7 protein-coding genes are annotated in these 14916 nt (G+C 67.2%); 4 read left to right on the plus strand and 3 right to left on the minus strand.

The genetic code is table 11. The features are described 5' to 3' along the window. Positions 1-13: 13 nt before the first annotated feature. Positions 14-1051 carry an AraC family transcriptional regulator gene (locus AC3WOS_RS02115; protein WP_492714172.1) on the minus strand — a complete coding sequence of 346 codons (1038 nt, stop codon included), beginning with the start codon at positions 1049-1051 and terminating at the stop codon, positions 14-16. A gap of 95 nt (positions 1052-1146) precedes the next feature. On the opposite strand from AC3WOS_RS02115, the gene AC3WOS_RS02120 reads away from it, so the two are divergent. Then, positions 1147-1782, plus strand: a complete 636-nt coding sequence (locus AC3WOS_RS02120; RefSeq protein ID WP_492714173.1) for a hypothetical protein — start codon at positions 1147-1149, stop codon at positions 1780-1782. A 97-nt stretch (positions 1783-1879) separates the two neighbouring features. On the opposite strand, the gene purL is transcribed toward AC3WOS_RS02120, so the two are convergent. Beyond that, entirely contained in the window at positions 1880-5929 is a 4050-nt protein-coding gene (gene purL / locus AC3WOS_RS02125) for a phosphoribosylformylglycinamidine synthase (protein WP_492714174.1), read from the minus strand. Positions 5930-6259: 330 nt separating this feature from the next. On the opposite strand from purL, the gene AC3WOS_RS02130 reads away from it, so the two are divergent. Both AC3WOS_RS02130 and AC3WOS_RS02135 read left to right on the plus strand, forming a co-directional pair. Continuing rightward, a complete protein-coding gene (locus tag AC3WOS_RS02130; protein WP_492714175.1) occupies positions 6260-7978 on the plus strand; it encodes a response regulator in 1719 nt (572 codons plus the stop codon). Next, positions 7979-9616, plus strand: coding sequence for a tetratricopeptide repeat protein (locus AC3WOS_RS02135; RefSeq protein ID WP_492714176.1), 1638 nt, complete (start codon positions 7979-7981; stop codon positions 9614-9616). Positions 9617-9629: 13 nt separating this feature from the next. On the opposite strand, the gene AC3WOS_RS02140 is transcribed toward AC3WOS_RS02135, so the two are convergent. Beyond that, entirely contained in the window at positions 9630-13235 is a 3606-nt protein-coding gene (locus AC3WOS_RS02140; RefSeq protein ID WP_492714177.1) for a hydantoinase B/oxoprolinase family protein, read from the minus strand. 174 nt (positions 13236-13409) lie between these two features. Here AC3WOS_RS02140 and AC3WOS_RS02145 point away from each other — a divergent pair, with 174 nt between their 5' ends. Beyond that, positions 13410-14915: an NAD(P)H-hydrate dehydratase gene (locus AC3WOS_RS02145; protein WP_492714178.1), complete on the plus strand. Its 1506-nt coding sequence runs from the start codon at positions 13410-13412 to the stop codon at positions 14913-14915. Position 14916: the final 1 nt, after the last annotated feature.

Below are 14916 nucleotides of genomic sequence, written 5' to 3' on the forward strand. Positions count from 1 at the left end.
CGGGGTGGGACGGCTATTTGCCCTGACTGGCCGACAGACGCCAGCGGCGCGGCGTCATGCCGGACCAGTGCAGGAAGGCGCGATTGAACGCACTCTGTTCCGAATACCCCAACAACAAGGCCACCTCGGGCAAGGACAGGCGCGTGTCGCGCAGATAATGTTCGGCCAGGCGGCGCCGCGTGTCTTCCAACAAGGCGCGGAAGCTCCAGCCGCGGGCCTGCAACCAGCGCCGCAGCGTACGGCCCGAGACGTGCAGCTCCTGCGCCACCTGCTCGAGCATCGCTTCGCCGCCCATGAGGTGGCTGGAAATGCGGCGCCGTATGGCCTGCAGCACGTGATCCGGGCCGGGCATGGCGTCCAGGCTGGCCTGCACCTGCTGCTCGAGCAAGGCAACCAGGGCCGGATCGGCACGCCGCAGCGGCAGGTCCAATAGCTCCACCGGAAAGCAGACCCGGGTGGCCGCCTGCCCGAACAGGACCGGGCAGCGAAACAGTTCGGCATAGGGCGCAACGTCGGCCGGCGCCGGCTCGACGAAGTGGATGGCCGCCGGATCGACCTCGCGTCCGGCGATGTCACGGGCAAACTGCACCAGCGCAGCCAGGCCGCACTGGTTGGCCAGCAGGCCCATGTGGCGCGATTCCTCGCTCCATTCCAGGATCAGCCGGCCATCCGCGACAAAATGCCGGACCGGGCTGACATCATGGACCAGGCGCTGGCAGCGCAAATAACATTGCATCGCCGCCAGCACGGACGGCGACGCCAGCAGTACATAACCCAGCGGCCCCAGGTGGGCCGGCGTGATGGCGGCGCCCACCCGCAGGCCCAGGGCCGGATCGCCAAGACGGCGCGCGGCAAGTGCCAGCATGCCGGCCCAGCGCGCTGCGGGATAGGACTGGGATGCCGGCGCGGGCGGCGGCGCCTCGCCCAGAATAGCCTCGGCGTCGGCGCCATGTTGGGCAAGATAGTCGAACAACAGCCGGACGTAGGCGCCGGGCACGCTGCCGGCCGGCGCGCCGGCAAGGGAAGGTAGAACGCGGGTGTGGTCGGGCATGGCCTGAAATGTCAAAAATTATGACCTGCGCGGTCAAGCCTGCGCACGGTGCGGTATCTACAATCTGCGTTTTACATACAAGGGAGACAACACAGATGATCGCAGATTCCGCCGCCCAGGCACAAGCGCTGGTACGTAATGCGTCGCATTTCCAGTGGTATGTGATTCCCCTGCTGCTGCTGGTGATCCAGGCCTATGGCGAACAGGCCGCCGCCCGGCGCTGGAACGTGGTGCTGGCCGGCCTGGCGTTCTGGCTGATGGACTGGGTCAACGAGATCTGGAACGGCCTGCTGTTCCATTTTTCCGGCTTCGCGCCCGCCTGGGGCACGCCGGGCAGTTCCGCCTACGTGATACTGATCGGTCTCAATGTCGAAATCACGTTCATGTTCGCCATCATGGGCCTGTACGCCGCCCGCATGCTGCCGGCCGACGCCAAGGCGAAGATCCTGGGCATCAATAACCGCTGGGTGATCGCCGCCGTGAACTCCGTCCTGTGCGTGGGCGTCGAATACTGGCTCAACCACATCGGTGCCCTGACCTGGGAATGGCGCGGCTGGAACGTGGGCACGCCGCTGCTGATCTGGCTGGTGGGCTACATGCCCTTCTTCGTCGTCGCCTACCTGGTGCACGACATGCGTTCGCGCCGGCGCCAGGTCGCCGTCGTATCCGGCCTGGGCGTCACCGTGGCCGGCGCCATGGGGCTGTTCGCGGGCGTACTGCACTGGATCTGACGATCTGACAATCTGACGACCTGACGGTCACAGTAAAAAAGCCCGGCCCCGTTTCATCGCTGAAACGGGGCCGGGCTTTTTGCCGGAGGCTATCGGCTTAGCCGACGAACTTGCGCGCGTTGCGGAACATGCGCATCCATGGCGAATCCTCGCCCCACGCTTCCGGGTGCCACGACTGCTGCACGGTGCGGAACACGCGCTCGGCGTGCGGCATCATCACGGTGAAGCGGCCGTCCGCCGTCGTGACCGACGTCAAGCCCTGCGGCGAACCGTTAGGATTGTACGGATAGGCTTCCGTGGCGGCGCCGCGGTTGTCGACAAAGCGCATGGCGGCCACGGCTTCGTTGATGTTGCCGGTCTGGGTGAAGTCCGCATAACCTTCGCCGTGGGCGATGGCGATGGCAGTCTGGGTGCCGGCCATGCCGTTGAAGAAGATGGATGGCGAATCGAGCACTTCCACCATCGCGAAGCGCGCCTCGAATTTCTCCGATTTGTTGGTGGTGAACTTGGGCCAGGCGTGGGCGCCGGGGATGATGGACTTCAGGTTGCTCATCATCTGGCAGCCGTTGCACACACCCAGGCCGAAGCTGTCGGTGCGGGCGAAGAAGCGCGCAAACTGTTCCGCCAGCGCGGCGTTGAACAGGATGGTCTTGGCCCAGCCTTCGCCGGCGCCCAGCACGTCGCCGTACGAGAAGCCGCCGACGGCGATGATGCCCTGGAAGTCGTCGAGCTTGACGCGGCCGGCGATCAGGTCGCTCATGTGCACGTCGACGGCCGTAAAGCCTGCCTGGTGCATCACGTACGCCGTCTCAATGTGCGAGTTCACGCCCTGCTCGCGCAGGATGGCGACGCGCGGACGCACGCCCGTGGCCAGGAACGGCGCGGCCACGTTGTCGGCCAGGTCGAAGGTGACCTTGGGCGAGATGCCGGGATCGGTTTCGTCCAGGATGCGGTCGTATTCGGCGTCGGCGCAGGCCGGGTTGTCGCGCAGGCGGGCAATGCGCCAGCTCGTTTCGCTCCACAGGCGGTGCAGCGCGGCGCGCGGCTGGCTGTAGATGGTCTTGGCGTCGCGCGTGAATTCGATCACGCCACGGTCGTTCGGCTTGCCGATGATGTGGCTGCAGGCGCCCAGGTTAAAGGCACGCAGCACATCCATCACCAGCGACTTTTCGTCGGCGCGGACCTGGATCACGGCGCCCAGCTCTTCCGAGAACAGGGCGCGGATGGTTTGCTCGTTGCGGCGCTCGGCGATCTGGCCGGCCCAGTTCTTGGCGTCGCCCTGGTCGGCGCCGTGGCCCTGCTCCAGCGTCAGGATGTCGAGGTTGATCGACAGGCCGGCGCGGCCGGCGAAGGCCATCTCGGCCAGCGTGGCGTACAGGCCGCCGTCGGAACGGTCGTGGTAGGCCAGCAGCTTGCCGTCGTTGTTCAGTTGCTGGATGGCGGCGAAGAAGCCTTTCAGGTCTTCCGCGCTGTCCACGTCCGGCGTCTCGTTGCCCAGCTGGCCCATGACCAGCGACAGCGCCGATGCACCCAGGCGGTTCTTGCCGCGGCCCAGGTCGATCAGGATGATGGAAGTGTCGCCGGCATCGGTCTTGATCTGCGGCGTGAGCGACTTGCGCACGTCATGCACGGGCGCAAACGCCGACACGATCAGCGAGACAGGGCTGGTGACGGCCTTCGATTCTTCCGCTTCGTCGCGCCAGGTGGTGCGCATGGACAGCGAGTCCTTGCCGACCGGGATGCTGATGCCCAGTGCCGGGCACAGCTCCATGCCGACCGCTTTCACGGTGTCGTACAGGGCCGCGTCCTGGCCGGGCTGGCCGCAGGCGGCCATCCAGTTGGCCGACAGCTTGATGTCGGAGATGTCGCCGATGGCGGCGGCGGCGATGTTGGTGATCGCCTCGCCCACGGCCATGCGGCCCGATGCCGGCGCGTCGATCACGGCCAGCGGGGTGCGCTCGCCCATGGACATCGCTTCGCCCAGGTAGCCTTCAAAGCTCATGGCGGTGACGGCGCAATCGGCCACCGGCACCTGCCACGGACCGACCATCTGGTCGCGCACGCTCATGCCGCCCACGCTGCGGTCGCCGATGGTGATCAGGAAGGACTTGTCGCCCACGGTAGGCAGCAGCAGCACGCGCTTGGCCGCTTCTTCCAGGTCCATGCCGGTCAGGTCGATGGCGGGGAATTCGTTCTGCACGTGGTGCACGTCGCGCTGCATCTTGGGCGGCTTGCCCAGCAGGACGTCCATCGGCATGTCGACCGGGTTGTTGCCCAGTTCAGGATCGACCAGCTTGAGCTGGCGCTCTTCCGTGGCCACGCCGACCACGGCGAACAGGCAGCGCTCACGCTCGCACAGGGCCTGGAACACGGGCAGGCTGTCGGGCGCGATGGCCAGCACGTAGCGTTCCTGCGATTCGTTGGACCAGATCTCCTTGGGCGCCATGCCGCTTTCTTCCAGCGGCACCTTGCGCAGGTCGAAGATGGCGCCGCGCTTGGCGTCGTTGGTGATTTCCGGGAACGCGTTCGACAGGCCGCCCGCGCCCACGTCGTGGATCGAGATGATGGGGTTGGCCGTGCCCAGCTGCCAGCAGCCGTTGATCACTTCCTGGGCGCGGCGTTCCATTTCCGGATTGCCGCGCTGGACCGAGTCGAAGTCCAGGTCGGCCGTGTTGGTGCCGGTGGCCATCGACGAGGCGGCCGAGCCGCCCATGCCGATGCGCATGCCGGGGCCGCCCAACTGGATCAGCAGGCTGCCGACGGGAATGTCGTCCTTGTGGGTGTGCTGGGCCGAGATGTTGCCGATGCCGCCGGCGATCATGATGGGCTTGTGGTAGCCGTACACGGTGTCGCTGGCGCCGGCGAACTGGCGCCCGATGTTCTGTTCGTAGGTGCGGAAGTAACCGCCCAGCACGGGACGGCCGAATTCATTGCTGAACGCGGCGCCGCCCAGCGGGCCTTCGATCATGATCTGCAGCGGCGAGGCGATGCGGTCAGGCTTGCCGTATACCTTGGCGCTGTCGCGGTGGCCGGCGGCGGCCGTCACACTGGCCGCGTTTTCCCAGGCCTGCACGGCGCCCGGCAGCATCAGGTTGGAGACGGTAAAGCCGGTCAGGCCGGCCTTGGGCTTGGCGCCGCGGCCGGTCGCGCCTTCGTCGCGGATCTCGCCGCCCGCGCCCGTGGAGGCGCCGGGGAATGGCGAGATGGCGGTCGGGTGGTTGTGGGTCTCCACCTTCATCAGCGTGTGGGTCAGCTCGGTCGAGGCGGCGTATTCGTGGTTCTCGCCACGGGGGAAGAAGCGCGCCACTTCCGCGCCTTCCATGATGGACGAGTTGTCGCTGTAGGCCACGATGGTGCCCTTGGGCTGCAGCTGGTGGGTGTTCTTGATCATCTGGAACAGGGACTTGTCCTGCGCCACGCCGTCGATGGTCCAGTCGGCGTTGAAGATCTTGTGGCGGCAATGCTCGCTGTTCGCCTGTGCGAACATCATCAGTTCCACGTCCGTCGGATTGCGGCCGGCCTTGGTGAAGGCGGCGTCCAGGTACTCGATCTCGTCGTCCGACATGGCCAGGCCCAGGTCCGTGTTGGCCTTTTCCAGCGCCTGCTTGCCGGCGCCCAGCACGTCCACCGTCTCCAGCGGACGCGCGTCCAGGGTGCGGAACAGGGCCGCCGCTTCGTCCGGGTGGCGCAGCACCGATTCGGTCATGCGGTCGTGCAGCAGGGCCGCCACGGCCTGGGTTTCGGCTTCCGTCAGCTTCTTGACGGCGCCGATGCCGGTGCCCAGGAAACCCGCCTTCAGGTTGATACGGAAGGCCACGCCCCGCTCCACGCGCTTGATGTGCGCCATGCCGCAGTTATGGACGATGTCGGTGGCTTTGGAAGCCCACGGCGAAATGGTGCCGAAACGGGGAATGACGAAGAACTCTTCGACGGCGCCTTCGGCGTGTTCGGCCTGGGCCGGTTCGCCGTAGGTCAGCAGCGCGCCCAGGCGGCTGGTCTCGTCGGCCGACAGGGGTGCGGCGGCGTCGATGAAGTGGACATATCGGGCCTGCACTGCGGCCACGGCGGGCAGCACCGTTTGCAGTTGGGTTAACAGGCGTTGGCTACGGAATGCGGACAGGGCGTTGGAGCCCGGCAGAATCAACATGGTTGGGAGATGGTTGATGCAGCGAGGCTGCGGATTAAAGGTAGAAATGGCACGAGTGGGCACGAAACTGGTCGGAAGCGGTTTTGCAAGATTTCCTTTGCGCGCATTATACCGCTTTCGCCCCTGTCCCCACAGCCCTAATTCGGCGCAAAAAGTGCCGTCAGAGCAACATTTTTTGCCCAATCCGAGGCAAAAACGCCCCTGCCGCGGGGGAAACAGCTGCTTCCACTGCAATTTTGCCTATGCTTGGAGTATGCTTGTTTCAAATTTTGCTGACGCCTGCCGATAAGGACTTACCGCCTCCTGCGGCCCGGCCCACGAAAGTCCACCATGCCAGACTATAGCAACCTGTCGGTCCTGATCGTCGATCCCAGCCAGGGCATGCGCGCCAGTCTGCACAACATGCTGACCCAGGTGAACATCACCAAGGTCGACCATGCCGTCAGTTCGGCCACCGCCATTCGCCAGCTCAGCACCAAGAGCTACGACGTGATCCTGTGCGAGTACGACCTGGGCGGCAGCGCCGAGAACGCGGGCCAGGACGGCCAGCAGCTGCTGGAGGACTTGCGGCACCACCGTGTCATCAGCCAGTGGGCCATCTTCATCATGCTTACGGCCGAAGGCGTGTACAGCAAGGTGGTGAGCGCGGCCGAGCTGCTGCCCACCGATTACATCCTCAAGCCATTCACGGTGGACGTGCTGTCCCAGCGTATCGGCCGCGCCCTCGAGCGGCGCGCCAACTTCCTGCCCGTCTACCAGATGATAGGCCAGGGCAAGGCGTGCGACGCCATCGCCGCCTGCCTGGCGGCCGAAGCGAGCCAGCCCCGCTATGCCACCGACTATGCCCGGCTGCGGGCCGAGCTGCTCGTCAGCCTGGACCGCCAGGCCGAGGCCGAACAAGCCTATGCGGCCATCGTCCAGGCCAAGCCGCTGGGCTGGGCCCAGCTGGGCCAGGCCCGCTGCGTCCACCAGTTGCGCCGCTACGGCGAAGCGCAGGCCATGCTGGAGGCGCTGGTGGCCGACAATCCCAAGTTCATGGCCGCCTACGACCTGCTGGCCCAGACCCTGCGCGCCCAGGGCAAGGACGAGGAAGCCAAGGTGGTGCTGCAGGACGCCGTCGCCATCTCGCCTCACATGGTGCGGCGGCTGCGCCACCTGGGCGACGTGGCGCTGGCCGTGGGCGACGTGGCCGGCGCCGAGCAAGCCTACAAGCAGGTGGTGGCCAAGGCCAGGCATTCCGAATTTCGCGATCCGGCCGACCATGTGAACCTGGTGCGCACGCTTGTCAAGAAGGGCGACGCCACCGCCGCCAGTGCCGTCGTGCGCGACCTGGAGCGCTCGCTGCGCAGCACGGCCGGTACCGAGGTGTGCCGCGCCTACGCCTCCGCCATGGTGCTGGAGCTCAAGGGCGACGCCAGCGGCGCGGCGGTGGAACTGGCCAAGGCCATGGACAAGCTGTCGGAGGCGACCGGCATGTCGAGCAACGTCAAGCTGGGACTGGCCCACAGCTGCCTGGTCAACCGCCTGGACGAGCAGGCCCATACCCTGTTCGCCGAACTGACGGCCGATCCCGCCAGCGGCGTGAGCGAGTCGCAGGTGCTGTCCCTGTACGAACAGGCAGACCGGCCGGAACTGGTCAAGCAGCATCACGCGCGGGTCGATTCGGCGGTCGATGCCATGGTGCGCAAGGCGGCGGAAAAGAGCCGCCAGGGCGACCTGCGCGGCGCCGTCGAGGTGTTGCTCGACGCCTTGCAGCGCAATCCCGACCACACCGGCCTGTGGACGGCCGCCGCCACCGCCGTGCTGCGCCGCCTGGCCGACGGGGGCTGGGACGCGGCCCTGTTTGGCCAATGCACCGCCCTGCTGCGCCGCATCCGGGAGCACAATGCGGCCCATCCGTTGCTGCCTGGCCTGCTGGCCCAGTATGTGGCTGTGCGGAAGCAGCATGGCGCCCATATCGCCGCGGTGGCTGCGCCGGCGCCGGCCCATCCTTCACCTTCACCTTCACCTTCACCTTCGGCCGCAGCGGCCACGCTTGGAAGCACATAAATGCAAGATTACGCCGAACTTTCTGTCCTGCTGGTAGACCCCAATCCCGGCATGCGCGCCACGCTGCGCAACATGCTGAACCAGTCCGGCATCACCCGCGTTGACGAGGCGGTGAGCTCGGGCACGGCCATTGGCCAGTTGAACAAGAAGAGCTACGACATCATCCTGTGCGAGTACGACCTCGGCAACGGCAGCGGCGACAGCGGCCAGGATGGCCAGCAGCTGCTGGAAGACCTGCGCCACCACAAGCTGATCGCCCAGTGGACCATTTTCATCATGCTCACGTCCGAGGGCGTGTACAGCAAAGTGATCAGCGCGGCCGAACTGACGCCCAACGACTACGTGCTCAAGCCGTTCACGGTCGACGTGCTGCAGCAGCGCATCGCCCGCGCCGTCGAGCGGCGTTCCTATTTCCTGCCCGTGTACCAGCTGATCGGCATGGGCAATATCCGCAAGGCCATCACCACCTGCCTGGAATGCGAAGCCCAGCATGCGCGCCACGCGATCGAATTCGCGCGCCTGCGCGCCGAACTGCACCTGCGCCTGGACGAGCTGGAAGAGGCGGAACTGATCTACCAGACCATCCTGCTCACCCGTCCCATCGGCTGGGCCCACCTGGGCCTGGCCCGCTGCCAGTTCGGGCTGCAGAAATATCCGGAAGCGCAGCAAACGCTGGATAACCTGGTGGCCCACAATCCGAAATTCATGGCCGCCTACGACTTGCTGGCGCAGACCCACGAAGCCATGGGCCAGAACGTGCTGGCCAAGCGCATCCTGGAAGACGCCGTCGCCATTTCCCCGCACATGGTTCGGCGCCTGCGCCACCTGGGCGAAGTCGCTTTCGAGACGGGCGACGTGACCGTGGCGGAGAAGGCATTCAAGCAAGTGGTGCAAAAGGCGAAATACTCGGAGTTCCGCGACCCGGAAGACCACGTCAACCTGGTCAAGACGCTGGTCAGGAAAGGCGATGCCACCCAGGCCAGCGGCGTGATCCGCGACCTCGAACGTTCCCTGCGCGGCAACGCCAACACGGAAGTGTGCCGCTCCGTGGCGGCCGGCCTGCTGGCCGAACTGATGGACAATCCGATCGCGGCCGCCGCGGAACTGCGCAACGCGGTACGGGCCATGAGCATGACGCGCGGCCTGTCCACCAGCCTCAAGGTGGGCCTGGCCCACAGCTGCCTGAAAAACAAGCTCGATCATGAAGCCACGTCGCTGATGGTGGAGCTGACCAACGACACGGAAAGCGGCATCTCGATGGACGATGCGGTGGCCGTGTTCGAAAAGGCCGGCCGCCACGACCTGGCGCAAGGCGTGGGCGAGACGATCTCGCGCCAGCTCGACGACCTGCTGCTCGATGCGGCCGAAAAGCGCGCCCATGGCGACCTGCGGGCCGCCATCGACACGCTCAACGGCGCGCTGCGCAAGGCGCCGTCCAACATGGCCCTGCTGCCGGCGGCCGCTTCGGCCATGCTCAAGCAGCTCGACGACCTGGGCTGGGAAGCGCCGGTGGCCGAACAGTGCAGCCATCTGCTGGAACGCATCCGCAGGCTGGACCCCGGCCACCCTGCCCTGCCCATCCTGCTCAACCAGTACACGGCCACGCAGCGCAAGTACGGTATTTCCACCACGGCCTGACCAGCCTGCGCGGCTACTCAGGCTGGCCGTAGCCGCCGCCGCCCGGCGTTTCCACCACAAACAGGTCGCCGGGGCCCATCTCCGTCTTGCCGATATGGCCCAGTTGTTCGACGCTGCCGTCGGCCCGCACCACGCTGTTGCGTCCGAGCGCGCCCGGCGCCCCGCCGGCCATGCCGAACGGCGCGTGGATGCGGTTGTTGGACAGGATGGCCGCCGTCATCGGCTCCAGGAAGCGCACCTTGCGCACGCCGCCGTCGCCGCCCCGCCAGCGCCCCGCGCCGCCCGAGCCGGCGCGGATGGCGTAACTTTCCAGCCGCACCGGGAAGCGGAACTCGAGGATTTCCGGGTCCGTCAGTCGCGAATTGGTCATGTTGGTCTGGACCACGCTGGTGCCGTCGAAGCCCGGCCCCGCCCCCGAGCCGCCGCTGATGGTTTCGTAATACTGGTATTTGGCGTTACCGAACGTGAAATTGTTCATCGTGCCCTGCGCCGCCGCCATCACGCCCAGCGCGCCATACAGGGCGTTGGTGATGCAGGTCGACGTCTCCACATTGCCCGAAACGACCGAGGCCGGATAGTGCGGATTGAGCATGGAGCCCGGCGGTATCAGCACCTTGAGCGGCTTGAGGCAGCCCGCGTTGAGGGGGATCTCGTCATCGACCAGCGTGCGGAACACATACAGCACGGCCGCCATGCAGACGGCGGACGGCGCGTTGAAGTTGTTGTCCAGCTGCGCCGAGGTGCCGCTGAAGTCGATCTCGGCGCTGCGGCTGGCCTGGTCGACCCGCACCGCCACCTCGATCCGCGCGCCGTTGTCGAGTTCCACCGTGTAGCTGCCGTCGTGCAGTGCGCTGATGACGCGCCGCACGGCTTCCTCGGCGTTGTCCTGCACGTGGCCCATGTAAGCCTGCACCACGTCGAGCCCGAAATGCGCCACCATCTTGCGCAGCTCGTCCACGCCCTTCTGGTTGGCCGCCACCTGGGCCCGCAGGTCGGCCATGTTCTGGTCCGGATTGCGGGCCGGCCAGGCGGCGCCGGCCAGCAAGGCCCGCGCTTCCGCATCGCGCAGCTGGCCGCCGGTGGCGCCGTCCACCAGCTTGAAGTTATCGATCAGGACACCCTCCTCCTCGATGCTGCGCGAATCGGGCGGCATCGAACCCGGCGTGGTGCCGCCGATGTCGGCATGGTGGCCGCGCGAGCCGACGTAGAACAGTATCCGTTCGCCCGACACGTCGAACACGGGCGAGATCACCGTCACATCGGGCAAATGGGTGCCGCCGTGGTAAGGATCGTTGAGCATGTAGACATCGCCCGCGTGCATGCGGCCCGCATTGGCCTGCATCACGGTCTTGATGCTCTCGCCCATGGAACCGAGGTGCACCGGCATATGGGGCGCGTTGGCGATCAGGTTGCCCTCGGCGTCGAAGATGGCGCAGCTGAAGTCCAGCCGTTCCTTGATGTTGACGGAGTAGGCCGTGTTCTGCAGCCGCAGCCCCATCTGCTCGGCGATCGACATGAACAGGTTGTTGAAGATCTCCAGCATGACCGGATCGGCCGTGGTGCCGATGGCGCGGCGCTGGGGCAACGCCTCCACCCGCGTCAGCACCAGATGGTCTTGCGGCGTGACTTCGGCCTGCCAGCCCGGCTCCACCACGGTGGTGGCGTTGGCTTCGGCGATGATGGACGGGCCCTTGATGATGTCGCCGATGCGCGTGGCCGAGCGCTGATAGAGCTTGGTGTTGCGCCACTGCCCGCCACTGTACATCTGCACCACGGCTTGCGGCGTCAGGCCGGAAACGCGGCGCGGCGCCGGCGTGACCATTTCCGCCGGCGCCTCCGAGCGGCCCACGGCCTCCACCGACACCGCCTCCACGATCAAGGCCTTGGACGGCATGAGGAAGGAGAAGCGCTTCCTGTAGGCCGCTTCGAACTGGGCCTGCATGCGGGCCGCCGTATCGAACAGGACGATGAGGGCGGAGTCCGTGCCGTCGTAACGCAGGTGGACGCGGCGCAGCAGCGTGATGCGTTCGCCAGCCACGCCCTGGCGCTGCAATTCCGCGCGCGCCTGCTCGCCCAGCGCGTGCAGGCGCGCCTCCAGCGCCGTCTCGGCCTCGGGCAGCAGCTTTTCTTCCACGGCCGCCTCGCGCATCACGCTCTGGTCGGCCAGGCCCATGCCGTAGGCCGACATGACGCCAGCCAGCGAGTGGATGAAGACGGTCTTCATGCCCAATGCATCGGCCACCAGGCAGGCGTGCTGGCCGCCGGCGCCGCCGAAACTGGTCAGCGTGTATTCAGTCACATCGTGGCCGCGCTGGACGGAGATCTGCTTGATGGCGTTGGCCATGTTACCGACCGCGATTTCGATGAATCCTTCGGCCACCTGTTCGGCGGTGGTGGGTTTGCCGGTGGCCGACTGGATACGTTCGGCCATCTGTGCGAATTGTGACCGTACGGTCTGCGCGTCGAGCGGCTGGCGCCCTTCGGCGCCGAACAGCTGCGGGAAGTGGGCGGGCTGGATCTTGCCCAACATGACGTTGCAGTCGGTGACGGCCAGCGGGCCGCCGCGCCGGTAGCTGGCCGGGCCGGGATTGGCGCCGGCGCTGTCGGGCCCCACGCGCAAGCGGCTGCCGTCGAAATGCAGGATGGAGCCGCCGCCGGCGGCCACCGTATGGATGCTCATCATGGGCGCGCGCATGCGCACGCCGGCCACCTGGGTCTCGAACACGCGCTCGAATTCGCCCGAGTAATGCGACACGTCGGTCGAGGTGCCGCCCATGTCGAAACCGATGACGCGCTCGAAGCCGGCCAGCCGGCTGGCCCGCACCATGCCGACGATGCCGCCGGCCGGGCCGCTGAGGATGCTGTCCTTGCCCTGGAAGGCGCGCGCATCCGCCAGCCCGCCGTTCGACTGCATGAACTGCAGGTTCACGCCCGGCATGTCGGCGGCCACCTGGTCCACGTAACGGCGCAGGATGGGCGACAGGTAGGCATCGACCACCGTGGTGTCGCCGCGCGCCACCAGTTTCATCAAGGGACTGACCTGGTGCGAAACGGATACCTGGGTAAAGCCAATCTCGCGCGCCAGCTGCGCCACGCGCTGTTCGTGCTCATGGTAACGGTAGCCATGCATGAAGACGATGGCCAGCGCCCGCAAGCCCTGATCGTAGGCCGCCTGCAGGCCGGCGCGCGCGCCCTCGGCATCAAGCGGCATGACGACGTCACCGTGCGCGCCCATGCGCTCGTCGATCTCGATCACGTGGCCGTAGAGCAGTTCCGGCAGCACGATGTGACGATCGAACAAGCGTGGCCGGTTCTGGTAGGCGATGCGCAGGGCGTCGCGGAAGCCGCGCGTGATGGCCAGCGCCGTCGGTTCGCCTTTGCGCTCGAGCAGCGCGTTGGTGGCCACGGTGGTGCCCATCTTGACGGCCTCGATCTGGGCCACGGGAATGGCTGTGCGCGGCCCCAATCCCATCAGGTGACGGATGCCGGCGATGGCCGCGTCGCGGTACTGTTCCGGATTTTCCGACAGCAGCTTGTGGGTGCGCAGCCGACCGTCCGGCTGGCGCGCCACGATGTCCGTAAACGTGCCGCCGCGGTCTATCCAGAATTGCCAATCCATGCCAACCTCATTGCTATACAAGAAGCGCATATTGTAGTGTGTGCCCCGCGATACACGCGACACGCTTGACGAGATTATTTCGATGCTAAAATTGTACGAACATCAATCGGCGGCCCGAACCGACGCGCCGCGCAGGCAGGACCTGCCGTTCCATCCACTAGCCCAGGCACGCCCATGAACCCACTCTATTCCACCGCCGAGATCCGCGCCATCGAACAGCAGGCGGCGGCAGCGCTGCCGCCAGGTACGCTGATGCAGCGCGCCGGCCAGGCCGCGGCCAACGCGGCGCTCGACATGCTGCCCTTCTCCACCAGCCACGCCAAGGTGCTGGTGCTGGCCGGCCCTGGCAACAATGGCGGCGACGCGCTGGAGGCGGCCGCCAACCTGACCTACTCGGGCGCCCAGGTGGACGTGCTGCACTTCCCGCCGGCCGGGGCCCAATCGGCGGAACGGGCCGCGGCCCAGCAGCGCGCCCAGCAAAGCGACGCCAGTTTCAACGACATCGGTACCAGCGCGCTGGCCGCCACCGACTGGAACCTGGTGATCGACGGCCTGTTCGGCATCGGGCTGGCGCGCCCCGTGAGCGGCGCCCTGCGCACCCTGGTCGATACCGTCAATGCCCTGTCCTGCCCCGTGCTGGCGCTCGATGTGCCCAGCGGACTCGATGCGGACACGGGCGCCATCGTCGCGCCGGACGGCGTGGCCGTGCGCGCCACGCACACCATCACCTTCATCGGCGACAAGCCGGGCCTGCATACCTGCGACGGCCGCGACCACGCCGGCCAGGTGACTGTGGCCCGGCTGGACCTGGACCCGGCCCGCTTCAAGCCCGCCCGCCTGCACCTGAACGAGGTGGATTTCTTTGCGCGCCATCTGCGCGCGCGGCGCCAGAACAGCCACAAAGGCAGTTACGGCAACGTGGCCGTGGTGGGCGGCGCGCGCGGCATGGCGGGCGCGCCCATCCTGGCGGCGCGCGCCGCCCTGCATGCGGGCGCGGGCCGCGTCTTTGCGGTGTTCGCGGACGACGCGCCGGCCTACGACAGCGCCCAACCGGAATTGATGTGCCGCGCCGCGGCCGGCTTCGATCTCGATAGTGCCGTGCTGGTGCTTGGGCCCGGCCTGGGCACGGCGCCGCAGGCGGTGGAGCTGCTCACGCGGTCGCTGGCCAGCGGCAGCGCGCTGGTGGCCGATGCCGATGCGCTCAACCTGATCGGCGCCGATCCCGCCCTGCAGGCGGCCATGGCGCAGCGCAGCGGCGCCAGTATCGTCACGCCCCATCCGCTGGAGGCGGCGCGGCTGCTGGGCATCCCGGTCGGCGCCGTGCAGGCCGACCGCGTGGCGGCGGCCCGCAAGCTGGCGGTGCTGCTGAACGCGACGGTGGTATTGAAGGGATCGGGCAGCGTGATCGCCGCACCCGGCGGCCACGCCGTCATCAACACGACGGGCAATCCGGCCCTGGCCACGGCCGGCACGGGCGACGTGCTGGCCGGCCTGTGTGGCAGCCTGCTGGCGCAAGGCTGGCCGCAATGGGAGGCGGCGCTGGCCGGCGTCTGGCTGCATGGCATGGCGGCCGACGTGCTGGTGGCCGACGGCACGGGACCCATCGGCCTGACGGCCGGCGAACTGGTGCCGGCCATCCGCGCCGCCATCAACCGCCTGGTGCAGCAGCACGCGCGCTAAG

The sequence above is a fragment of the Rugamonas sp. FW305-51 genome (assembly GCF_058786935.1).